Annotated in this window: 16 protein-coding genes, 3 tRNA genes, 3 rRNA genes and 1 pseudogene; 12 read left to right on the forward strand and 11 right to left on the reverse strand. The window is 61.0% G+C overall.

Annotated elements, in window-relative coordinates; genetic code table 11:
* Positions 1-173 precede the first annotated feature (173 nt).
* Genes KSS90_RS17015 through KSS90_RS17025 form a run of 3 tightly spaced genes read left to right on the forward strand, consistent with a single transcriptional unit; the run spans position 174 to position 5324 of the window.
* On the forward strand, positions 174-2456 hold the full coding sequence (locus KSS90_RS17015; protein WP_217866519.1) for an ATP-binding protein: 2283 nt from the start codon (positions 174-176) through the stop codon (positions 2454-2456).
* 11 nt (positions 2457-2467) lie between these two features.
* Entirely contained in the window at positions 2468-2929 is a 462-nt protein-coding gene (locus KSS90_RS17020) for a response regulator (RefSeq protein WP_217866520.1), read from the forward strand.
* Positions 2930-2939: 10 nt separating this feature from the next.
* Positions 2940-5324 (forward strand): hybrid sensor histidine kinase/response regulator, encoded by a 2385-nt coding sequence (locus KSS90_RS17025; protein ID WP_217866521.1) that lies wholly within the window; start codon positions 2940-2942, stop codon positions 5322-5324.
* 54 nt (positions 5325-5378) lie between these two features.
* On the opposite strand, the gene KSS90_RS17030 is transcribed toward KSS90_RS17025, so the two are convergent.
* A tRNA-Gln gene (locus KSS90_RS17030) sits at positions 5379-5453 on the reverse strand.
* A 303-nt stretch (positions 5454-5756) separates the two neighbouring features.
* Here KSS90_RS17030 and KSS90_RS17035 point away from each other — a divergent pair.
* Positions 5757-5999, forward strand: coding sequence for a hypothetical protein (locus KSS90_RS17035; protein WP_217866522.1), 243 nt, complete (start codon positions 5757-5759; stop codon positions 5997-5999).
* Between the two features lie 64 nt (positions 6000-6063).
* Positions 6064-6384 (forward strand): annotated as a pseudogene (gene zapE, locus KSS90_RS17040) (AFG1/ZapE family ATPase); the annotation flags it as partial.
* Between the two features lie 78 nt (positions 6385-6462).
* On the opposite strand, the gene KSS90_RS17045 reads toward zapE, so the two are convergent.
* The 6 genes from KSS90_RS17045 to KSS90_RS17070 all read right to left on the reverse strand — a co-directional run bounded on the left by KSS90_RS17045 (position 6463) and on the right by KSS90_RS17070 (position 13815).
* Positions 6463-8352: a propionyl-CoA synthetase gene (locus KSS90_RS17045; protein ID WP_217866524.1), complete on the reverse strand. Its 1890-nt coding sequence runs from the start codon at positions 8350-8352 to the stop codon at positions 6463-6465.
* 276 nt (positions 8353-8628) lie between these two features.
* Positions 8629-8744: ribosomal RNA gene (rrf, locus tag KSS90_RS17050) — 5S ribosomal RNA — on the reverse strand.
* 134 nt (positions 8745-8878) lie between these two features.
* A 23S ribosomal RNA gene (locus KSS90_RS17055) occupies positions 8879-11771 on the reverse strand.
* A gap of 245 nt (positions 11772-12016) precedes the next feature.
* Positions 12017-12092, reverse strand: a tRNA-Ala gene (locus tag KSS90_RS17060).
* Between the two features lie 23 nt (positions 12093-12115).
* Positions 12116-12192, reverse strand: a tRNA-Ile gene (locus tag KSS90_RS17065).
* 86 nt (positions 12193-12278) lie between these two features.
* Positions 12279-13815, reverse strand: a 16S ribosomal RNA gene (locus KSS90_RS17070).
* The 16S, 23S and 5S rRNA genes sit together here with 2 tRNA genes alongside, the layout of an rRNA operon.
* Before the next feature lie 636 nt (positions 13816-14451).
* Here KSS90_RS17070 and rhtA point away from each other — a divergent pair.
* Together rhtA and KSS90_RS17080 are read left to right on the forward strand one after the other, a co-directional pair.
* Positions 14452-15339, forward strand: a complete 888-nt coding sequence (gene rhtA, locus KSS90_RS17075; protein WP_217866525.1) for a threonine/homoserine exporter RhtA — start codon at positions 14452-14454, stop codon at positions 15337-15339.
* A gap of 186 nt (positions 15340-15525) precedes the next feature.
* Positions 15526-15807, forward strand: a complete 282-nt coding sequence (locus tag KSS90_RS17080; RefSeq protein WP_046854853.1) for a hypothetical protein — start codon at positions 15526-15528, stop codon at positions 15805-15807.
* Positions 15808-15846: 39 nt separating this feature from the next.
* Here KSS90_RS17080 and KSS90_RS17085 read toward each other — a convergent pair whose 3' ends face one another.
* Entirely contained in the window at positions 15847-17649 is a 1803-nt protein-coding gene (locus KSS90_RS17085; protein WP_217866526.1) for an aminopeptidase P family protein, read from the reverse strand.
* 195 nt (positions 17650-17844) lie between these two features.
* On the opposite strand from KSS90_RS17085, the gene KSS90_RS17090 reads away from it, so the two are divergent.
* Both KSS90_RS17090 and KSS90_RS17095 read left to right on the forward strand, forming a co-directional pair.
* On the forward strand, positions 17845-18957 hold the full coding sequence (locus KSS90_RS17090) for a DUF3182 family protein (protein WP_437180040.1): 1113 nt from the start codon (positions 17845-17847) through the stop codon (positions 18955-18957).
* A complete protein-coding gene (locus tag KSS90_RS17095; protein WP_217866528.1) occupies positions 18941-19711 on the forward strand; it encodes an alpha/beta hydrolase family protein in 771 nt (256 codons plus the stop codon). Before KSS90_RS17090 ends, KSS90_RS17095 begins: the two co-directional genes overlap by 17 nt.
* On the opposite strand, the gene KSS90_RS17100 is transcribed toward KSS90_RS17095, so the two are convergent.
* Complete coding sequence (locus KSS90_RS17100; protein ID WP_217866529.1) at positions 19690-20070, reverse strand: antibiotic biosynthesis monooxygenase; 381 nt, start codon at positions 20068-20070, stop codon at positions 19690-19692. The two genes, KSS90_RS17095 and KSS90_RS17100, sit on opposite strands and share 22 nt — an antisense overlap.
* 88 nt (positions 20071-20158) lie before the next feature.
* Here KSS90_RS17100 and soxR point away from each other — a divergent pair, with 88 nt between their 5' ends.
* Positions 20159-20614 carry a redox-sensitive transcriptional activator SoxR gene (gene soxR, locus KSS90_RS17105; protein WP_217866530.1) on the forward strand — a complete coding sequence of 152 codons (456 nt, stop codon included), beginning with the start codon at positions 20159-20161 and terminating at the stop codon, positions 20612-20614.
* Between the two features lie 3 nt (positions 20615-20617).
* Here soxR and KSS90_RS17110 read toward each other — a convergent pair whose 3' ends face one another.
* Positions 20618-21595, reverse strand: coding sequence for a GlxA family transcriptional regulator (locus tag KSS90_RS17110; protein ID WP_217866531.1), 978 nt, complete (start codon positions 21593-21595; stop codon positions 20618-20620).
* A gap of 82 nt (positions 21596-21677) precedes the next feature.
* On the opposite strand from KSS90_RS17110, the gene KSS90_RS17115 reads away from it, so the two are divergent.
* Positions 21678-22226 carry a cysteine hydrolase family protein gene (locus KSS90_RS17115; protein ID WP_217866532.1) on the forward strand — a complete coding sequence of 183 codons (549 nt, stop codon included), beginning with the start codon at positions 21678-21680 and terminating at the stop codon, positions 22224-22226.
* A 4-nt stretch (positions 22227-22230) separates the two neighbouring features.
* On the opposite strand, the gene KSS90_RS17120 is transcribed toward KSS90_RS17115, so the two are convergent.
* Positions 22231-22794, reverse strand: a complete 564-nt coding sequence (locus tag KSS90_RS17120; protein ID WP_217866533.1) for a helix-turn-helix domain-containing protein — start codon at positions 22792-22794, stop codon at positions 22231-22233.
* A gap of 84 nt (positions 22795-22878) precedes the next feature.
* Between KSS90_RS17120 and KSS90_RS17125 the strand changes: the two genes are divergently transcribed.
* Complete coding sequence (locus tag KSS90_RS17125; RefSeq protein ID WP_217866534.1) at positions 22879-23823, forward strand: DMT family transporter; 945 nt, start codon at positions 22879-22881, stop codon at positions 23821-23823.
* Positions 23824-23916: the final 93 nt, after the last annotated feature.

The raw sequence follows: 23916 nt of genomic DNA on the forward strand, positions 1-23916 counted from the left end.
AAAGGCGGAGGTTGGCATTCACCGGAAAGGGAATCACTCCAGGTGGTCGTTCACTGGGAAATTTCCCGGCCAGGGAACGAAACCCCTGCGCATGGCGTCGTTCAAATAAGCAGATTCCGGCAAAGCAGCCGGCATTCTGATACCGTTCACCCACAAATATCCTGTGCAAGCGCATGCGTGGACGGACCCTACAGGAGAGTCTCGTGACGACCGACCAGACCTCGCTCGACCAGGCCATCGAGCGCTGTGCCCAAGAACCGATCCAGGTTCCGGGCAGCATTCAGCCCCACGGTTTCCTGTTGGTGCTGGACGAGACCGACCTGCGTATTCTCCAGGCCAGCGAGAATGCCGAACACTGGTTGGGCGTGCCCGCCCGCGCGCTGGCGGGGCAGGCTTTCGCCGAGCTGACCAGCGACAGCTTCGACCTGCGTAAGCGCCTGGCGAGCCTGCCCGACGACGAAATTTTCCCCTTTCACATCGGCGACACGCACCTGCATCAGGGGGCTCCCTGGCACGCTCCACTGCGGGTGCTGGCCCATCGTCACGACCAGGTGCTGATCCTGGAATTCGAACCCCATCGCATCGCACCGGGGACCACTGCAGAGGACAACTACTACCCACTGGTCCGGGCATTCGTGAGTACCCTGCACCAGGTCTCCAGTATCGACGAGCTGTTGCAGCATTCGGTGCGCCAGATCAAGCGCATCACCCGCTTTGGTCGCGTCAAGGCCTACCGTTTCGACGACGAAGGTAACGGCACGGTCCTGGCCGAGGATGCCGACGCCGGCTACCCGAGCTACCTGGGGCTATGTTTCCCAGCCTCGGACATCCCGCGCCAGGCCCGCGAACTGTACCGGATCAACCGTATCCGCCTGATCGAGGACGCCGATTATCAACCCTCACCCCTGGTACCGGCCAACAACCCGCGCACCGGCAAGGCGCTGGACATGAGCTTCGCCGCATTGCGCAGCGTCTCGCCGGTACACCTGCAATACATGCGTAACATGGGCACCCTGGCGTCGATGTCTCTGTCCATCGTGGTCGACGACAAACTCTGGGGGCTGGTGTCCTGCCACCATGACCAGCCGCGGCCGGTGGGGTTCCAGACCCGAACCGCCTGCGAGCTGCTGGCCAACGTGCTGTCGTTGCAGATCGAGGCCATCGAAAAGCACGACAGCACGCGCCAGTTGCTCGACCTGCGTCAGCACATCGTGCGCATGCTCGGTTCGATGGCCGACCACGACAGTGTCAGCGATGGCCTGCTCGCGCAGCCCGAGGTGCTACTGCAGTTCGCCAGCGCCTCGGGCGCGGCGATCATCAGCGCCGAGCGCTGCGAGCTGATCGGCGTCACCCCACCAGAGGCGCAGGTCATTGCCCTCGCGCATTGGCTGGAACGGCGTGGCGATGACACGGTGTTCCACACCGACAACGTGCAACGCGACATCGATGAGTTGCCCGAGCTGGCCCGACACACCGGCGGGGTGCTGGCCGTCGCCATCTCGCAGCTCCATTCGCACTACCTGCTGTGGTTCCGCGCGGAACGAGCGCACACGGTGGACTGGGCTGGCCGTCCGGAAAAGTCCGTCGGCCCGCAGGGCAATCTCGCCCCACGGCTCAGTTTCGAACGCTGGCGGCAAGAGGTCCGCGGGTTCAGCGCGCCGTGGCAACCGCTGCTCGTCGAAGCCGTGATGGAGTTGCGCGGCGCGGTACTCGGCATCGTCTTGCGCAAGGCCGAAGAGCTGGCGCAACTGGCCGGCGAGCTGAAGCGCTCGAACAAGGAGCTCGAGGCATTCTCCTACAGCGTGTCCCACGATCTGCGCGCGCCCCTGCGGCACATCGCCGGCTACAGCGAGTTGCTCGGTGAGATCGAGGGGGAACAGTTGTCCGAGCGCGGCAAGCGCTTCCTAGGCCATATCGAGGACGCCGCGCAGTTCGCCGGCACCCTGGTGGACAACCTGCTCAACTTCTCGCAGATGGGCCGTTCGGCGCTGCACCGCTCCGACGTCGACCTCAACACTCTGGTCGATACCATTCGCACCGAGTTGGCACCGGACTATGCCGGCCGCGCCATTGCTTGGGAAATCGCCAAGCTACCCAAGGTGATCGCCGATCCGGCTTTCATCAACATGGTCCTGCACAACCTGATCGCCAACGCCATCAAGTACACCCGTGGTCGCGACCCGGCACGTATCGAGATCGGAGCACTACACCACCGGCATGAGGTCGAATTCTATGTGCGCGACAATGGCGTGGGCTTCGACATGGCCTATGTCGACAAGCTGTTCGGGGTGTTCCAACGCCTTCATCGCATGGAAGATTTCGAGGGCACCGGCATCGGCCTGGCCAGTGTGCGGCGGATCATCGAGCGCCACGATGGCCGGGTCTGGGCCGAGGGCCGTATCGACCAGGGCGCAAGCTTCCATTTCACTCTGCCCCTTCACCCCCTGTCTACCTGAGTCCTGACACCATGCTCAAACCCATCCTGCTGGTCGAAGACAACCCCCGGGACCTCGAACTGACGCTGCTCGCTCTGGAGCGCAGCCAGCTGGCCAACGAAGTGATCATCGTGCGCGACGGCGCCGATGCGCTCGACTATCTGTTACGACGCAACGTCTACGCCGAGCGCGACGACGGCAATCCGGCCGTGATGCTACTGGATCTGAAGCTGCCCAAGGTCGATGGCCTGGAAGTGCTCAAGGTGGTGCGCGAAACCACCGAGCTGCGCAGCATCCCCATCGTCATGCTGACCTCCTCGCGGGAGGAGCCCGACCTGAGCAGGGCGTATGAACTTGGGGTCAACGCCTACGTGGTCAAACCGGTGGAGTTCAAGGAGTTCGTCACCGCCATCTCCGAGCTCGGCATGTTCTGGGCAGTGCTCAACGAACCGCCACCCGGTTCGCTGCGCCTGAATCGCCGCGGCAGCAACTGAGGCGGATGCGATGCAACACACCCCGCTGAAACTGTTGATGGTCGAAGACAGCGCCATGGATGCCGAGTTGATCCTGACCCGCCTGGAACGCAGCGGATTGCAGGTGCAATCACGGCTGGTGTTCGACCATGTCGGTGCCGAACATGCCCTGCGCGAGTCCTCGTACGACCTGATCCTGTGCGACTGCGTGCTTCCGGGCTCCTCTGGCGCCGATGTGCTGGCCGCCGCCCAACGCCTGGCCCCGCATATCCCATTCATCTTTCTCTCCGGTATCTACGGCGAGGAGCACGCGGTCGAGATGATCCGCCTCGGCGCCACCGACTATGTCCTGAAGAAGAATTTGCCGTTGCTGCCCAAGGCCGTGCGCCGGGCGTTGACCGAGGTGCAGGAGCGCCAGCGTCGCCGCCGCGCCGAAGAGGCGCTGGCCGATGCCGAAGCCCGCGCGCGTATTGCCATCGATGCCGCCGGCATGGGTACTTGGGACTACCGTCCGCAGGATGGACAGATGGTGTGGGATGATCGCTGCAAGATGTTGTTTGGCATCCCCAATGACACGCCGATGAACATCGAGGTTTTCTACGCCGGCATCCACCCCGACGACCTGCCTCGTGTGCGCAACGCCGTCGAGCAGGCCATGCGGCCGGACAGCGACGGTCTCTACCGGGCCGAGTTTCGTATCACCCAACCAGGCGCGCTGGAGCCTCGCTGGTTGCTCTCCACCGGCCAGACGCAGTTCGTCGACGGCCTGTGCGAGCGCTTTTCCGGCGTGTTGCAGGACATCCACCAGCAGCGCCAGGCCACCCGGGCGCTGGAGCAGCTCAACACGATGCTGGGCGAACGGGTCGAGCGCCGTACCCGCGAACGCGACCGCGCCTGGGAACTGTCCCAGGACCTGTTGGCGGTGCTCAACAAGGATCTGACGCCAGTGGCCTTGAATCCGGCCTGGGAAACCACGCTCGGCTTTCCCCGCGAACAGCTGGGGCGCAATTCCCTGCTGCAGCTGCTGCCGGAAGCCGATCAGGAAACCTTCCTCACCGAACTCGCCGCACTCTCCCAAGGGCGCACCAGCGCCCGCTTCGTCGGCCGCATCCTGCATGCCGAAGGCCAGCAGCGCTGGCTGTCTTGGGTGGTGGTGCCAGACGACAATCTGCTGCATGTGGTCGCCCGCGACATTTCCAGCGAACGCGAGGCAGTGCTGGACCTGGCCGAGGCCAACGAGCGCTTGCGCGAACAGATTGCCGAGCGTGAACGGATCGAGGCCGCGCTTCAGCAGATGCAGCGCCTGGAAGCGGTCGGCCAGCTCACCGCCGGAGTGGCGCACGACTTCAACAATCTGCTGACGGTGATTCTCACCGGTGCCAGTTTCTTGCGTAACGACCTGGACAAAGGCCTTCTGGACAAGGCCCATAAGCGCCTGCAACACATCCGCGAAGCGGGCGAGCGCGGCGCCAAACTGACCGCCCAATTACTGGCGTTCTCACGCAAGCAACGGCTGGAGCCGGTGCCACTGAACCTCAATCGCACCCTGGCGGGCTTGGAGGAACTGCTGCGCCGTACCCTGGGTGGCAGCATCGCCGTACGCCTACAGCTGGACGCCGGTCTCTGGCAGGCCCTGACCGACCCGACCCAGACCGAGATGATCATCCTCAACCTGGCCATCAACGCCCGCGACGCCATGCCCGAGGGAGGCCAACTTACCCTGGCCACGCGCAATACCCGCGTCAGCAACCGCCCGCAGCGCCCGGAGGAGCCCGAGCCCGGCGACTACGTGGTATTGAGCATTCGCGACAGCGGCTGCGGCATGAGCGAAGAGGTACTGGCCAAGGCGTTCGAGCCGTTCTTTACCACCAAGGACATCGGCAAGGGTTCGGGTTTGGGGCTGGCGCAGGTATTCGGCTTCGCCAAACAGACCGGGGGTGGCGTGCGCATTGATACCACGCCAGGCCGCGGCACCCTGGTGAGCGTCTACCTGCCCGCGGTAAAAAACCGCGCCGACATCCTCACTGCAGCAGAGGACGATGCGCGTCCTGTGGCCGCTCAGCGGACCGAGCGGCACATCCTGCTGGTGGACGACGACCACTTGGTGCGCGAGATGATCGGCGATCTGCTCCAGCGCCAAGGCTACGAGGTCCACCAGGCACACAATGGCGCACAGGCCATGGCCCTGCTCAATGAACGCATAGACCTGCTGCTCACCGACTTCGCCATGCCTGAGTTCAATGGCGCCCAACTGGCCCTGGCGGCCCGCGAGCGTTTCCCACGCTTGCCCGTGGTTTTCCTCACAGGCTACGCCCAGCTGCAAGGGCTGGAGCTGCCAGGATGCCAGGTCGTGCAGAAACCGGTGCATGAACACGTGCTCGCCCAGGTGTTGGCCGAGTCGCTGGAAAACAGGTAGGCAGAAACGAAAAAATCGCCGAAAGGCGATTGAGGAGAGGATACATCTTGAAAATGGCAGGGGCGGCTGGATTCGAACCAACGCATGGCAGGATCAAAACCTGCTGCCTTACCGCTTGGCGACGCCCCTGTATCGGATCTGGCGGATTACTGCTCACCGCCTCACTGACAACCCCCTCACAGCTCCGTGTGTTACTGCTCGGGAATGGCCGGCACTTTAACAACCTTTTTTCCAGGTGGGAAGCTTTTTTTTAAAAAAACTGCAGAAAAACAGCAAGTTAGTTGAATCAGTCCGGTTGAGAAGTATTTCTTCCCGCCCCGCCACAGCACTCACGACAACCACTCGTCGTAATTCCACCGTCTCGCTTCAACACAATCGCATTCCCCCCTTCCAATCAAATAAGCCCCATCGGCGCATCACAAGGAGGACGCCATGCCCGTTTCCCATGACCTCTATCAGGACCTCCACTACCCTCGCGAGATAGTCCAGCAGCGGCGTCAACAGGATCCGCAACTCGATCGCCTTTTAGACGAATACATGGACATCGATAACCAGGTGCTGGCTGCCGAGTCGATCTCGGCAGGCAACTTCGAGGACGAAGACCTGCGCCATCTCAAGGAGCGCCGCCTGGCGGTCAAGTACATGATCGAGCGCCAACTCGAGCAAAAGGTCTGACCTATCGCGTTTCAAGATCGTTGCCCGGCACATTCTCGATTGCTCAAAATGCCCGGCATCGCGCGAGGGGCGCCAGGTAATGTTCGGCTTCGACGACTTGTGCGAACGGCCCACCGCGGTGATCGATTATCTGGTCTTGGTCGAGCGCTATGACCGCTGGATCATCGACGGCCTGGATGATCTGGCCATGTGTTCGCTGGCGGCGCAACAGCGCTTCGCCAACCTGGTGGATGTGCTGTATGACCAGGACCGCGAGGTGCTGGTGATCGGTCGCCAGGCACTGGAGTCGAGCCTGGACGGCGCCCACCCCGATCTGATGCGCACGCGCAGCCGTTTAGGGCAACTGCATCAGGTTGGGCCTGGCGATCTCCGGGCCTTGCTGTAGGAGCGACTTCAGCCGCGACGCAGACTCCGCGGTGAGCGGAGCCCGCTTCGCAGGTGATCATTCTACTGCGCGAGGGCGTCAGCCCGCCTTGGGCAAGTCCGCCAACACGCCTTCGATTTCCCCAAGCACCGCGGGGTCGTCCAGGGTGGAAGGCGGCACGTAGTCCTGTCCATCGGCGATCTTGCGCAGCACAGCCCGCAAAATCTTGCCCGAGCGAGTTTTGGGCAAACGTTTCACCAGGCGCACACGATTGAAGCAGGCCAATGCGCCGATCTGCTCACGCACGTTGGCCACCAACTCGCCCTGCAACTGCGCCTCGCCAATAGCCTGCCCATCCTTGAGCACCACCAGCGCCAACGGCACCTGGCCCTTGATTTCGTCGTGGACGCCGATCACCGCGCACTCGGCCACCGCCGGATGGCGCGCCACCAAGTCCTCCATTTCCCCGGTCGACAGGCGATGCCCGGAAACGTTTATCACATCGTCGGTGCGCCCCATGATGTAGACGAAACCGTCTTCGTCCAGGTACCCGCCGTCGCCAGTGTGGTAGTAGCCGGGATAGCTGCGAAGATAAGCTTGCAGGTAACGCTCATGATCGCCCCAGAGCGTCTGGCTGCAACCCGGAGGCAACGGCAACGCGATCACGATGGCGCCTTGCTGGTTCGGCCCCAGCGGTCGACCTTCATCATCCAGAACCTGCACGTGGTACCCCGGCACCGCGCGGTTGCTCGACCCCGGGCGCGCCACGCTGCCTTCGAGCCCGACACAAGGCGCCGTCACCGGCCAGCCGGTTTCGGTCTGCCACCAATGGTCATGCACCGGTTTGCCGCTGACCCGCTCGAGCCATTCATGGGTGCTGGAGTCGAGCTTCTCACCTGCCAGGAACAACTGACGCAACGAGCCGAGATCGTGAGCGCGGAGCAACTCGCCTTCTGGGTCCTCCTTGCGAATGGCACGCATGGCGGTGGGCGCGCAGAACAAGCCATTGACCTGGTATTGCTCCACCACCCGCCAATAGGCCGAGGCGTCCGGTGTGCGGATCGGCTTGCCCTCGTAGAACACTGTGGTGCATCCGCTCATCAGCGGCCCGTACACGATCAGCGAATGCCCCACCACCCAGCCAACGTCCGAGATCCCCCACCAGACATCCCCTGCCTGCATGCCGTAGACGTGACGCATGGCATAACACAACGCGACTGCATTGCCACCGTTTTCCCGGACGATGCCCTTGGGTTTTCCCGTGGTGCCAGAGGTATACATGATGTACAGCGGATCGCCCGCGTCCAGTTCCACGGGAGCTACTGGCTGGGCACCGACCAACGCTTGCTGCCAGTCCAGGTCCCGTCCGGGCTGCAGGTCTGCGCACACCTGCGGACGCTGCAACACCAAAACATGCCGAAGTTGATGATGAGCCAATTGCAGAGCGCGATCGACCAGCGGTTTGTATTCGATCAGACGATCGAACTCCAGGCCGCAGGAAGCCGTCAACAGCAGCTTGGGCCGGGCATCATCGATGCGCAGCGCCAGTTCGTTCGCGGCAAAGCCACCGAACACCACCGAATGCACCGCACCAATGCGGGCGCAGGCGAGCATGGCCATGGCCGCCTGCGGCACCATCGGCATGTAGATGACCACTCCATCGCCCTTGGTCACGCCCAGCGAACGCAACAACCCTGCCAACCGCGCCACCTCGTCACACAGTTGGAGGTAGGTAAAGGTCTGCTGCACGCCGGTCACCGGCGAATCGTAGATCAATGCCAGTTGTTCCCCGCGTCCCTGCTCGATCTGGTGGTCAAGGGCCAGGTAGCAGCTATTGAGGCGGCCATCAGCGAACCAGCGGTGGGTACCATCGGCGTTCTGCTGCAAGGTGACGGTCGGCTTGCGCTGCCAGCCGAGCTGCTCGGCCTGGGCTTGCCAGAAGGTGACGGGGTCGGAGATGGAATGGGCGTAGCTCTGCTGATAGGTCATTGGTTCGCAACCCGGTACTTGTTGTTATTGAAGGGCGAACCTTGAGTATGGACGGGTACCAGCCACCCGCCATCGGACTTAAGTCGCAACCCATATGCAGATTTGCCGCACCTGAGCGCCGAATGAGTGCAGATAGGATAGATGAGAGAGCGAGACAAGCAGGGAGAATGCCGCTACGCAGCGTATCTCCGGCAAGCGGGAATCCGTCGAGCATTTTATCGGCCACAAAGACAAAACCCCTACCTGCTCGCGCAGATAGGGGTTTTGCGAAATGAATCTTGACGATGACCTACTCTCACATGGGGAAACCCCACACTACCATCGGCGATGCATCGTTTCACTGCTGAGTTCGGGATGGGATCAGGTGGTTCCAATGCTCTATGGTCGTCAAGAAATTCGGTTGCCAGTACGTCCTTGCAGACATGCCAGCCAATTCGGATATGCGATATTTGTGGTCTTACGAATCTTCGGTTGCTTCGTCTTCACCACCACAATTCGGCTTACGCGCAAATTGCTTGGGTGTTATATGGTCAAGCCTCACGGGCAATTAGTATTGGTTAGCTCAACGCCTCACAGCGCTTACACACCCAACCTATCAACGTCGTAGTCTTCGACGGCCCTTCAGGGAGCTCAAGGCTCCAGTGAGATCTCATCTTGAGGCAAGTTTCCCGCTTAGATGCTTTCAGCGGTTATCTCTTCCGAACATAGCTACCCGGCAATGCCACTGGCGTGACAACCGGAACACCAGAGGTTCGTCCACTCCGGTCCTCTCGTACTAGGAGCAGCCCCTCTCAAATCTCAAACGTCCACGGCAGATAGGGACCGAACTGTCTCACGACGTTCTAAACCCAGCTCGCGTACCACTTTAAATGGCGAACAGCCATACCCTTGGGACCGGCTTCAGCCCCAGGATGTGATGAGCCGACATCGAGGTGCCAAACACCGCCGTCGATATGAACTCTTGGGCGGTATCAGCCTGTTATCCCCGGAGTACCTTTTATCCGTTGAGCGATGGCCCTTCCATACAGAACCACCGGATCACTAAGACCTACTTTCGTACCTGCTCGACGTGTGTGTCTCGCAGTCAAGCGCGCTTTTGCCTTTATACTCTACGACCGATTTCCGACCGGTCTGAGCGCACCTTCGTACTCCTCCGTTACTCTTTGGGAGGAGACCGCCCCAGTCAAACTACCCACCATACACTGTCCTCGATCCGGATAACGGACCTGAGTTAGAACCTCAAGGTTGCCAGGGTGGTATTTCAAGGATGGCTCCATGAGAACTGGCGTCCCCACTTCAAAGCCTCCCACCTATCCTACACAAGCAAGCTCAAAGTCCAGTGCAAAGCTATAGTAAAGGTTCACGGGGTCTTTCCGTCTAGCCGCGGATACACTGCATCTTCACAGCGATTTCAATTTCACTGAGTCTCGGGTGGAGACAGCGCCGCCATCGTTACGCCATTCGTGCAGGTCGGAACTTACCCGACAAGGAATTTCGCTACCTTAGGACCGTTATAGTTACGGCCGCCGTTTACCGGGGCTTCGATCAAGAGCTTCGCTTGCGCTAACCCCATCAATTAACCTTCCGGCACCGGGCAGGCGTCACACCCTATACGTCCACTTTCGTGTTTGCAGAGTGCTGTGTTTTTAATAAACAGTCGCAGCGGCCTGGTATCTTCGACCGGCGTGGGCTTACGCAGCAAGTGCTTCACCCTCACCGGCGCACCTTCTCCCGAAGTTACGGTGCCATTTTGCCTAGTTCCTTCACCCGAGTTCTCTCAAGCGCCTTGGTATTCTCTACCTAACCACCTGTGTCGGTTTGGGGTACGGTTCCCAGTTATCTGAAGCTTAGGAGCTTTTCTTGGAAGCATGGCATCAACCACTTCGCGCTCTAAAGAGCACTCGTCATCAGCTCTCGGCCTTAAGATCCCGGATTTGCCTAAGATCTCAGCCTACCACCTTAAACTTGGACAACCAACGCCAAGCTGGCCTAGCCTTCTCCGTCCCTCCATCGCAATAACTGGAAGTACAGGAATATTAACCTGTTTTCCATCGACTACGCTTTTCAGCCTCGCCTTAGGGACCGACTAACCCTGCGTCGATTAACGTTGCGCAGGAAACCTTGGTCTTTCGGCGTGCGAGTTTTTCACTCGCATTGTCGTTACTCATGTCAGCATTCGCACTTCTGATACCTCCAGCAAGCTTCTCAACTCACCTTCACAGGCTTACAGAACGCTCCTCTACCGCATCACCAAAGGTGATACCCGTAGCTTCGGTGCATGGTTTGAGCCCCGTTACATCTTCCGCGCAGGCCGACTCGACTAGTGAGCTATTACGCTTTCTTTAAAGGGTGGCTGCTTCTAAGCCAACCTCCTAGCTGTCTAAGCCTTCCCACATCGTTTCCCACTTAACCATGACTTTGGGACCTTAGCTGACGGTCTGGGTTGTTTCCCTTTTCACGACGGACGTTAGCACCCGCCGTGTGTCTCCCATGCTCGGCACTTGTAGGTATTCGGAGTTTGCATCGGTTTGGTAAGTCGGGATGACCCCCTAGCCGAAACAGTGCTCTACCCCCTACAGTGATACATGAGGCGCTACCTAAATAGCTTTCGAGGAGAACCAGCTATCTCCGAGCTTGATTAGCCTTTCACTCCGATCCACAGGTCATCCGCTAACTTTTCAACGGTAGTCGGTTCGGTCCTCCAGTCAGTGTTACCTAACCTTCAACCTGCCCATGGATAGATCGCCCGGTTTCGGGTCTATACCCAGCGACTAAAGCGCCCTATTAAGACTCGCTTTCGCTACGCCTCCCCTATTCGGTTAAGCTCGCCACTGAATATAAGTCGCTGACCCATTATACAAAAGGTACGCAGTCACCTAACAAAGTAGGCTCCCACTGCTTGTACGCATACGGTTTCAGGTTCTATTTCACTCCCCTCTCCGGGGTTCTTTTCGCCTTTCCCTCACGGTACTGGTTCACTATCGGTCAGTCAGTAGTATTTAGCCTTGGAGGATGGTCCCCCCATGTTCAGACAAAGTTTCTCGTGCTCCGTCCTACTCGATTTCACTGGCAAGAGATTTTCGTGTACGGGGCTATCACCCACTATGGCCGCACTTTCCAGAGCGTTCCACTAATCTCAAACCAGCTTAAGGGCTGGTCCCCGTTCGCTCGCCACTACTAAGGGAATCTCGGTTGATTTCTTTTCCTCAGGGTACTTAGATGTTTCAGTTCCCCTGGTTCGCCTCTTGCACCTATGTATTCAGTACAAGATACTCAGCTTATGCTGAGTGGGTTCCCCCATTCAGAGATCTCTGGATCACAGTCTGTTTGCCGACTCCCCAAAGCTTATCGCAGGCTACCACGTCTTTCATCGCCTCTGACTGCCAAGGCATCCACCGTATGCGCTTCTTCACTTGACCATATAACCCCAAGCAATCTGGTTATACTGTGAAGACGACATTCGCCGAAAATTCGTACGTCGCGCTTTCGCGCAGAACTCACAAATTTTACCTTAGCCTGATCCACCAGCAGTGAAACTGGTGTTCAGTCTATTTCTATCACATATCCGAATTTTTAAAGAACGATCTGACAAAAGTCAGAAATCAACATTCATCACCGAATGTTCATTTCTAAGTTCTGAGCAGTGCTGCGAAACCTGAAAGAGTGGTGGAGCCAAGCGGGATCGAACCGCTGACCTCCTGCGTGCAAGGCAGGCGCTCTCCCAGCTGAGCTATGGCCCCATTGACCAGCCGCACCAAGTAATTGGTAGGTCTGGGCAGATTTGAACTGCCGACCTCACCCTTATCAGGGGTGCGCTCTAACCAACTGAGCTACAGACCTATAACAGGGTCGCGTTACAGCATCGTCTTTACACAATGAATCAAGCAATTCGTGTGGGAGCTCATCAGCAGGCTGATGTCTTCGATTAAGGAGGTGATCCAGCCGCAGGTTCCCCTACGGCTACCTTGTTACGACTTCACCCCAGTCATGAATCACACCGTGGTAACCGTCCTCCCGAAGGTTAGACTAGCTACTTCTGGTGCAACCCACTCCCATGGTGTGACGGGCGGTGTGTACAAGGCCCGGGAACGTATTCACCGCAACATTCTGATTTGCGATTACTAGCGATTCCGACTTCACGCAGTCGAGTTGCAGACTGCGATCCGGACTACGATCGGTTTTGTGAGATTAGCTCCACCTCGCGGCTTGGCAACCCTCTGTACCGACCATTGTAGCACGTGTGTAGCCCAGGCCGTAAGGGCCATGATGACTTGACGTCATCCCCACCTTCCTCCGGTTTGTCACCGGCAGTCTCCTTAGAGTGCCCACCATAACGTGCTGGTAACTAAGGACAAGGGTTGCGCTCGTTACGGGACTTAACCCAACATCTCACGACACGAGCTGACGACAGCCATGCAGCACCTGTGTCAGAGTTCCCGAAGGCACCAATCCATCTCTGGAAAGTTCTCTGCATGTCAAGGCCTGGTAAGGTTCTTCGCGTTGCTTCGAATTAAACCACATGCTCCACCGCTTGTGCGGGCCCCCGTCAATTCATTTGAGTTTTAACCTTGCGGCCGTACTCCCCAGGCGGTCAACTTAATGCGTTAGCTGCGCCACTAAAATCTCAAGGATTCCAACGGCTAGTTGACATCGTTTACGGCGTGGACTACCAGGGTATCTAATCCTGTTTGCTCCCCACGCTTTCGCACCTCAGTGTCAGTATCAGTCCAGGTGGTCGCCTTCGCCACTGGTGTTCCTTCCTATATCTACGCATTTCACCGCTACACAGGAAATTCCACCACCCTCTACCATACTCTAGCTCGCCAGTTTTGGATGCAGTTCCCAGGTTGAGCCCGGGGCTTTCACATCCAACTTAACGAACCACCTACGCGCGCTTTACGCCCAGTAATTCCGATTAACGCTTGCACCCTCTGTATTACCGCGGCTGCTGGCACAGAGTTAGCCGGTGCTTATTCTGTCGGTAACGTCAAAATTGCACGGTATTAACGTACAACCCTTCCTCCCAACTTAAAGTGCTTTACAATCCGAAGACCTTCTTCACACACGCGGCATGGCTGGATCAGGCTTTCGCCCATTGTCCAATATTCCCCACTGCTGCCTCCCGTAGGAGTCTGGACCGTGTCTCAGTTCCAGTGTGACTGATCATCCTCTCAGACCAGTTACGGATCGTCGCCTAGGTGAGCCATTACCTCACCTACTAGCTAATCCGACCTAGGCTCATCTGATAGCGCAAGGCCCGAAGGTCCCCTGCTTTCTCCCGTAGGACGTATGCGGTATTAGCGTTCCTTTCGAAACGTTGTCCCCCACTACCAGGCAGATTCCTAGGCATTACTCACCCGTCCGCCGCTGAATCAAGGAGCAAGCTCCCGTCATCCGCTCGACTTGCATGTGTTAGGCCTGCCGCCAGCGTTCAATCTGAGCCATGATCAAACTCTTCAGTTCAATACTGCTTGGGTTTTTAAGAAACCCTAAACTTGGCTCAGCAATCTCAAATGACTATGTGATTTCTCGCATGGCCACTTGTGATGCTGATAATCTTGGCGACTATCAGTCCGTACTCACAAGCACCCACACGAATTGCTTGATTCAATTTGTTAAAGAGCGGTTGGTTAAGAATCTTTCGTCTCAACCGAGGCGCGCATTCTACGCTTTCCTCATTTGCTGTCAAGCGTTTATTTCGAAGTATTTTGCGAGAAACCCGTTCAACTTCAAACACTTGACTCGCTGCGATCTCTCGTAGCGGGAGGCGAATCATACAGCGTTACAACCTGCTGTCAACTGCCTTTTTCACCGCTGCCGATCTGACGACCGAAGCACCTCCGCAACCCTCTTGATCGATCAACTCGTTGATATTCAAGGAGTTTTTCGTTCCGATGTCGCTGGAAGTGGGGCGCATTATAAGGGGATCTGAAAGCCCGTCAACCTTTTATTTCAGAAATATGACGCGGAAGCGCATGGCAGCTGCCATGCGCTCCATAGTCTCAGCCGCGCTTACCGAAACAACACCCGACCTTGCCAACACACATTCCGCTGCGCACTATATTGCGCACCCTTGCGCTTACAACAACGGAACCCAACATGAATTCCCCCCAACGCAGCCTGGCCACCACGCTGTTCCCCATCGGCCTGCTGCTGATCGCCATGGCTTCCATCCAGTCCGGAGCCTCGCTGGCCAAAAGCATGTTCCCTGTTGTTGGCGCCCAAGGCACCACAGCGCTGCGCCTGATCTTCGCCAGCATCATCATGCTGCTTATATTGAGGCCCTGGCGCGCGCGCCTGGACGCCAGCACCCTGCGCAGCGTGATCATCTACGGCATGGCCCTGGGCGGCATGAACTTCCTCTTCTATATGTCCCTGCGCAGCGTGCCTCTTGGTATCGCCGTGGCGCTCGAATTCACCGGGCCGCTCGCAGTGGCGCTGTGGGCCTCGCGACGAGCGCTGGATTTCCTGTGGATCGCCCTGGCAGTCGCCGGGCTGTTGCTGCTGATACCCGTAGGCCAGACGGGGGCCAGCCTCGACCCGATCGGCGCCGCCTACGCCCTGGGCGCCGGTGTATGCTGGGCGCTGTACATTCTCTATGGGCAAAAAGCCGGAGCCGAGAACGGCATCCAGACCGCCGCCCTGGGCGTGGTAATCGCCGCACTGTTCGTCGCCCCCATCGGTATCGCCCATGCCGGAGCCGCACTGCTCACCCCTGCCCTGCTGCCGGTGGCCCTGGGCGTGGCCATCCTGTCGACGGCCCTGCCCTACAGCCTGGAAATGGTCGCGCTGACCCGCATGCCAGCGCGCACCTTCGGCACGCTCATGAGCATCGAGCCGGCCTTTGGCGCCTTGTCCGGACTGCTGTTCCTCGGCGAACAACTCACCCTCTGGCAATGGCTGGCGATCCTCGCCATCATCACCGCCTCAGTGGGCGCCACCCTCTCCATGAAACGGGAAACAGCGCCACCGGTGGCCGCCGACTGATTTGAGAAATATTTGCATTTAGCCACCCTGCAGACTTGTACCGACCGACATCGCTGATTAAGCTGTCGCCAGATCATAATCTTGACGCTATCTACTGAGTGGTACATGGACGCCGGGGCAATCAGGGAAGAAGCACAGCGCAGACATCAGGTCCGTCCATGTAGTCGGGCCATATAAAGGACAGGAATGAAACGTATTTTGCTCATCCTGGGCATCCTGGCCATCGCTGGATGTGCCGCGACCGCCAACACCGAAGTGAAGCGAGGAAAGAAAGGGCTGCATATCAATTGCTCGGGACTCTCCTCGTCATGGGAGAAGTGCTACAGCAAAGCTGCGAGCTCCTGCAGCAGCAAAGGTTACAAAGTCATCGCCCGTTCCGGTGACACCGACGAGGAGCCCGGCGACTACGTCTTCGGTATCAATCCCGCCGGCTACACCAGCCGCAGCATGATCGTGATCTGCAAGTAACGAATATAAAAGGGCAGCCAATGGCTGCCCTTGTCATTTTCAGAGAGGTGCGGTGCGCTGCTCCAGCCAGACCAGCGCCTCGCCTTCGAGCAGTGGGGCAAGACGCTCCCTCACGATCTGGTGATAGTTGTTCAACCAGGCGATGTCCTCGCTGCCCAGCGCCTCGACCAACAGGCAGCGCGTGTCGATCGGGCACAGGGTCAAGGTTTCGAACGCCAGGAACTCGCCAAACTCGCTGGTACCGACCTCGCGATTGACCACCAGGTTCTCGATACGCACCCCCCACTGCCCCGGCCGGTAGGTCCCAGGCTCGATCGAGCTGATCATCCCCGGCTGCATGGCTGTCTGCGGCGTGGCGGCCGCCTGGTAGGCGATCACCTGCGGGCCTTCATGCACATTCATGAAGTAGCCGACACCGTGGCCGGTGCCATGCCCGTAATCGACCTGATCAGCCCAGATCGGCGCGCGGGCGATGGCATCGAGCAGCGGCGAGAGGATCCCACGCGGAAACCTGGCCCTGGACAGCGCGATCATGCCCTTGAGCACCCGCGAGCAATCCGCCTTCTGTTCGCGGCTCGGCTCGCCGATCGGCACCATTCGGGTGATATCGGTGGTTCCCCCTAGATACTGCCCACCTGAGTCGATCAACAGCAGGCCATTGCCCTCGATCACGGCATGGGACTGCTCGGTGGCGCGGTAGTGCGGCATGGCGCCATTGCCGTTGTAGGCCGCGATGGTGGAAAAACTCAGCGACACGAAACCCGGACGGCGGGCACGGGCCGCGCTGAGCTGATCGTCGATGGTCAGCTCGGTAATGCGTTGGGTCCCCAGATTCGTCTCAAGCCAGGCGAAGAATTCGCACAGTGCCGCGCCGTCCTGCTCCATAGCCTGACGGATATGGGCGAGATCCCCTTCACCCTTGCGCGACTTGCTCAAGGTCGTCGGATTGATGCCCTCGACCAGCCGCACCTGCTCATGCAGGTTATCCAGCAGCCCACGGGTGACCCGTGCCGGATCCAACAGCAGACTGGCCGTGGCCGGAATCGCCGACAGCGCGTCGCCGACCGCTACGTAGTCACGGACCTCGATACCATCGGCCGCCAATACCTGGCGCAGGTGCCCATCGACCTTGTCGCGCCCGACGAACAGGTACGCCTTGTCCTGGCTGACCAACGCGAAAGAGACGAACACGGGATTGTAGGAAACGTCGCTGCCACGCAGATTGAACAGCCAGGCGATATCGTCGAGCGTGGCGATGAAATGCCAGTCGGCGCCATTTTCCTGCAGGGTGCCCCGCAGCTCGGCAAGCTTTTGCGCACGATTGACGGTCGCATGGGGCGGCAGGTGCTGGTAAACCGGATTGCCCGGCAACGATGGCCGGTCGCTCCAGACCTCGGTCAGCAGATCGATATCCGTACGCAGCTTTGCGCCCCGCGCCTGCAGACGTTCGCTTAACTGACGGGCAGCGGCCACTGCCATGACCGCACCATCCACCGCCACGGTACCGTCGACCTCCGTACCCAACCACTCCAACGCGCCTGGCTGCCCGGGCCGCAGCTTCATGAGTTCGATGCCACTGCCGGCCAGCTCCTTGTTCGCCTGCTCCCAATAGCGGCTGTCAGCCCACAGCCCAGCGAAATCCGCCGTGACCACCAGCGTGCCCACCGACCCCTCGAAACCGGACAACCATTGCCGCCCCTGCCAATAACCAGGCAGGTACTCGGACAGATGCGGGTCGGCCGAGGGCACCAGCAGGGCAGCAACGCCCTCCCTGGCCATGGCCTCGCGCACGCGGGCAAGCCGCGCCGGTACGGATTCGTGAAGCGGGGACTGACTGTTCATGCGCACTCCTGCGGATAGGTGTCGACGGGTCCAGGCCGTCGATAATGAAACAGCTGGCGGGCGCCCGCAATCACCACGACCGTAACAAGGCATGCATTGCCCCAAGTGCCCTGCCGACCGTCGATCCTTCCTCCTGAACTAAACAGCCTGCGCGCCTTCACACCCCTTACACCCCCTGCGAACGCGAGGTTGGCCATGCCCCACTCCCGCGAACCGAAAAGCGCTGTCGTACTGCTCGATACCCGCGAGCACACACCCGAACACGAGCGGGCGACCCAACTGAGGATCGCCGAGTACCTGGCACGCCTGTTGGGCATCGAGCGCGTCGAGCCAACGCCTCTGCCCGACGCCGAAGCATGCTGTTACTACGTGCCGAGCGAAACCATAGTCGATCCGACGCGTCAGGCAATGCTCGGCATCCAGGACGAGAACGACCTTTTTGGCGGAGCCGTCAGTCATCCGCACCTCGCTACCAAGGCCATCTCCCACCCAGTGCCTGCCGACGCCAGCTTCCCGCCCGGCTGGACCGATGCGTTTGCACAGCAAGCCTGCGATGCCCTGCTCCGTGGCTATACGGTGTTTTCCAAGGGCGACGCCCGCCGGGCGGCCGAGCTGCTGCTGCGCGAGGGGCCGGTACGCATCAAGCCGGTGCTGGCCTGCGCCGGTCGGGGCCAGCAGGTCATCAGTGACGCCCAGGCCCTGGAACCGTTGCTGGAGGGCATGGACGAACAGACGTTGGCACTGTGGGGCCTGGTCCTGGAAGAAGACCTCGACGACGTCGAGACCTTCAGTGTCGGCCAAGTACGTGTGGCAGGGCTGACCCTGAGCTACCACGGTACCCAGCACCTGACCCGCGATCACGCAGGCAGCGAAGTGTACGGCGGCTCCGATCTGGTGCTCGTGCGTGGCGACTACCAGCAATTGCTGCAATTGCCGCTCGCGGATCACCTACGTCTGGCCATCACCCAGGCCATGGCCTACGAACAGGCCGCCGAACGTTACTTCCCCGGATTTATCGCTTCACGCCGCAACTACGACATCGCCCGTGGCCGCGACAGCCACGGCCATCTGCGCAGTGGCGTGCTCGAACAATCCTGGCGCCTGGGTGGCGCCAGTCCGGCCGAGGCCCTGGCATTGACGGCCTTTGCCGAGGATCCGGCGCTGCAGCGGCTATGCGCATCGACCCACGAGGTATTCGGCCGGGCGCGACTGCCCGCCGACGCCACACTGTTCTATCAGGGGCACGACAGTGAACTCGGACAACTCAGCAAATATGCACGGATACGCGACCATGACCATCGAGAGTGAAACCGTGGAACTGCACGTCGAAGGGGAAAGCATCGTCGGCACCCTGGTCAGCCCCGGCAGCCGCATGCCAGGGATCCTCTTCGTCCATGGCTGGGGCGGCAGCCAGCAGCGTGACCTGGCCCGCGCCCGGCAGATCACCGGGCTGGGCTGCGTGTGCATGACCTTCGACCTGCGCGGCCACGAAAAGACCGAGAGCCAGCGCCTAACCGTCACCCGCGAACAGAACCTGGCCGACCTGCTCGCCGCCTACGACCGGCTGGCCAGCCACCCGGCCGTCGACCCCGGCGCCATCGCCGTGATCGGTAGCAGCTACGGCGGCTACCTGGCCACCCTGCTCACCCCGCACCGCCCGGTGAAGTGGCTGGCGTTGAGGGTGCCGGCCCTGTACTGGGACGATGAATGGAACGCACCGAAGCAGGCCCTGGATCGCCAACGCCTGAACGCCTACCGTCTGCGCAGCCTCGGCCCGGCCGACAACCGCGCCCTGGCGGCCTGCGCCGAGTTCGGCGGCGACGTGCTGCTGGTGGAGTCCGAGCAAGATGACTACGTCCCCCACAGCACACTGATGAGCTACCGCTCGGCGTTCGTCAGTGCCCATTCGATGACCCACCGTCGGGTCGACGGCGCCGACCATGCGCTGTCCAGCGAGGAAAGCCAGAAGGCCTACAGCGCGATTCTCACAGCCTGGATCAGCGAGATGGTCATCGGCGCCCGCCTCGACCGCTACCCTCACTACGCACCCTGGTACGCCTGAGTGCTGCCCAGCTGGCAGTGCAGGCCGCCATCGGCCCCGCGCACCAGGCTGCGCAAGGTCTGATACGCAGCGAAGTTCACCCCGCGCGCCTGGTGCTCGCCCAGCAGGTCGAGGAAGGGTTCCTCGATGAAGCAGCCCGCGGCGGCTGCCCAAGCCTGACGTGACTGCCAGCGCAGGTGCTGCAGCACCCGGCGGCCATCGTCGCTGACCTGGATGCTGACGCTGAGCAAGCCGTCGCAGCGTTGTGCCAGGTGCTCGCTGCGCGTCACCAGCGCCTCGGCCAGCGCATCCTGGCGCAGCGGTGGCACGTCGTACTCGATCATCTGGGTGAACCACAGGGAATGGGTGTTGACCGCCATGACGCATCTCCTCGTTTCGGGCTCTTGCAGCAGATGGTCGTGGAGGGTAAAACCTCTAGCTAAGTCAAGGTCAAGGATTTTGTTGCCGATGAAGCCACCCTCCTCCCAGGAACGCCTGCTCAGCGTCGGCCAACTGGCCGCCCGCAGTGGGGTAGCCGTGACCGCCCTGCATTTCTACGAGACCAAGGGCCTGATCCACAGCACGCGCAACGCCGGCAATCAGCGGCGTTACCCGCGAGCCGTGCTACGGCGCGTGGCGGTAATCAAGATGGCCCAGCGCCTGGGCATTCCCCTGGCCGACATCGCCAGCGCCCTGGATACCCTGCCTTGCGACCACACGCCCACCGCCGACGACTGGCAGCGCCTCTCGGCGCGCTGGCGCGACGACCTGAGCCGGCGCATCGACGAGCTGGCGATGTTGCGTGACCAGCTCGATGGCTGCATCGGCTGTGGCTGCATGTCACTCAAGGAATGCCCGCTACGCAACCATCATGACCGCCTGGCCGATGAAGGGCCCGGGCCGCATCCGCCCAGCCACGCCTGAGGGTCAGCCGCCGATGGTCGAAAACCGCCGCCGGTAGTCGCTGGGGGTCATCCCGGTCAGGCGCTGGAACACTTTGCGAAAGGCACCAGGATCCTGGTAACCGACACCCCAAGCGATCTGATCGACGCTGCGCCGGGTGAACTCCAGCAACCGGCAGGCCCGCCCGACCCGCACCTGCTGCGCGTACTCGGTGGGGCGCAGGCCAGTGGCGGCGCGAAAGCGGCGCAGGAAGGTGCGTGGTTCCAACCCTGCGCAGCGTGCCATATCGGCCAGGCTGGCAGCCCGGGCCTCCTCCCCTTGCAACCAGTGCTGGACCCTCAACACTGCCTCGTCGCCATGCTCCAGGCGCGGCTGGAACAACGCTCCAGGCAAGGGCGTCGACGCGGGTTCGACCGACAGGTAGCGCGCAGTCTCATGCGCCAGGCCATGGCCGAGAAAACGCTCGATCAGGTGCAGGCCCAAGTCGGTCCAGGCCATCAGTCCGGCGGAAGTGACGATATCGCCGTCATCAAGCAACGGTTGGCTGCCTTGCACCCGCACCTTGGGGAAACGCTCGGTAAGGGCCTGGGCATAGTTCCAGTGGGTGCAGGCCGCCCGACCATCCAGCAGGCCACTACCGGCGACGAGAAACACACCGATACACACCGAGGCCAGCACGGTGCCCTGGCCGTGCATCTGGCAAAGCACGGCGCTATGCGCTTGGAGCACCTCGGCAGAAGGGGTCGCCGAAAGGCTCGGAGGAATCATCAGGGCCCGCAGCGCGTGGCCGCCCTGCGGCTGGCTGTCATGCACCACTTGCAGCAGCCCTGCCGCATCGAGCTGCCAATGCGTGACCCGCAGCACCGGCATTTCGTGGGCGCCCAATTGCGCCGCGACCCGGTTGGCCACCGCGAAGAGGTCGGTCAGGCCATGTATCGCCGCCGACTGCGCGCCGGGATAGATCAGCACGCCAATTTCCAGGCTGTCAGTTTTTGCCGTCATTGTGTCGCTCGCGCCCATCCTCAAGCCAATCGCCCAAGCCTATAACTATCGACAGTTCATCACTACTGCCGCAGGAGGCACCATGAGCAAGCGCGCCCTGATCATCATCGATATCCAGAACGACTACTTCCCCGGTGGCAAATGGGCCCTGGACGGTGCCGACGCGGCCGCCGACAACGCCGCCCGGCTATTGGCTGCGGCCCGCAAGCGTGGCGACCTGGTGGTGCATGTGCGCCATGAGTTCGAGAGCAGCGACGCGCCCTTCTTCGTACCAGGTTCTGCTGGCGCGCAGATTCACCCCAAGGTCGCACCGACAGCCAACGAAGCGGTGGTGCTCAAGCATCAGGTCAACAGTTTTCGCGGCACCGACCTCAAGGCCCTGCTCGATCGCCACGCCATCGAAGCGCTCACCCTCGCCGGCAGCATGAGCCACATGTGCATCGATGCCGCAACCCGCGCCGCCGCCGACCATGGCTACGCGGTCAGCGTGGCCCACGACGCCTGCGCCACCCTGGCGCTGGAGTTCGACGGCAAGCTGGTTCCAGCGGCCGATGTGCATGCCTCGGCGATGGCGGCACTGGCGTTCGCCTACGCCAACGTGGCCAGCACCGACGAGCTGCTGGCACGCTGAACGTTCAGATCACCACATTGCGCACGAAGCGCACTGGCTCCTCGCCGTCATTGCGATAGGCATAGCGGCGATCGCTAGGGAAGACGAAGAACTCGCCCTTGCCCAGTTGCCGTTCGCTTTCTTCGATGATCAGCGTCAGGCGCCCTTCGGCCACATAGATCTGCTCGCTCCAGCCTGCGGCATCCGCTTCGCTGGCGTAGCACTCGCCGGGCGCCAGCGTCCACTCCCACAATTCGACCTCTCGCCGCGCCGGGCTGCTGCCAAGCAGCACGGCGCGGCTGCCTGGGTGCTCACCGGCCCAGGCCAGCTCCTCGATGCGACTAGGGTCGCGCCGCTCCGGCGCCTGAATCAGGGTGCTGAACGCTACCCCGAGCGCTTCGGCGATCAGGTCCAGCGTGGTGAGGCTGACATTCTTCTCGCCGGCCTCGATGGCCACCAGCATCCGCCGGCTGACCCCGGAACGCTCGGCCAGGGCGGCCTGGCTCAGGCCGGCGTCACCGCGTAGGCGGCGAACGTTCTGGCTGACATGCTGCAACACCGAAGCCCGGTGCTCGGAATCTTTGTGCACTATATTGCTCACTGGTAGGGAGTGCGCAGTATACTGCCCACTTTGCGGCGAATTGTGCGCCGCCCCTTCCGAGTGCGCAAGACCATGAGCCAGGCCTTTCCCAGCAAGCCCGCCGTCACCTTCCGCCTGAGCAAGGCCGAACTGGTGCTGGTGTTCATCACCATGCTCTGGGGCGGCACCTTCCTTATCGTGCATAACGTCATGACCGTCAGTGGGCCGATGTTCTTCGTCGGCCTGCGCTTCGCCGCCGCGGCGCTGTTCGTCGGCCTGGTGGCGGCCCGCTCGCTGTCGGGGCTTACCTTCACCGAGCTGAAGGCCGGCGTGCTCATCGGCGTATCGATCATGCTCGGCTACGGCTTGCAGACCATGGGCCTGCAGACCATCAGCAGCAGCCAGTCGGCGTTCATCACGGCGCTATACGTACCCTTCGTGCCTCTGCTGCAATGGCTGGTGCTCGGCCGCCGTCCCGGCCTGATGCCCAGCATCGGCATCTGCCTTGCGTTCATCGGCCTGATGCTGCTGGCCGGCCCCGAGGGGGGCGCGCTGCACTTCAGCGAAGGCGAGGTGGTGACGCTGATCAGCGCGGTGGCAATCGCTGGCGAGATCATTCTCATCAGCCGTTACGCCGGCAAGGTGGATGTGCGACGGGTCACCGTGGTGCAGTTGGCCACCGCCTCGGCACTGTCGTTCCTGATGATCGTGCCGACCCAAGAGCAGCTCCCCGATTTTTCCTGGCTGCTGCTGGCCAGCGCGGTGGGCCTGGGGGCCATGAGCGCGGTAATTCAGGTGGCGATGAACTGGGCGCAGCAGTCGGTCTCGCCGACTCGCGCCACGCTGATCTACGCGGGCGAACCGGTGTGGGCCGGCATTGTTGGGCGAATTGCCGGCGAGCGCTTGCCTGGTGTGGCGTTGATCGGCGGGGCGCTGATCGTGCTGGCGGTGGTGGTGAGTGAGCTGAAGATTCGTCGCCGGGATGAGGCCGACGCCTTGCAGGAAGATGAGGCGCGTCAGCGCGAGGCTGGGTTGTAGCCCCCCTGCACCACATCAGGGCCGCGTTGCGGCCCCACAGGCACACAATCAGCCGCTATGCTCTGAAAGAAACTGTTATAAAAAAACAGCTTG

It is taken from the genome of Pseudomonas maumuensis (assembly GCF_019139675.1).
GTDB lineage: Bacteria > Pseudomonadota > Gammaproteobacteria > Pseudomonadales > Pseudomonadaceae > Aquipseudomonas > Aquipseudomonas maumuensis.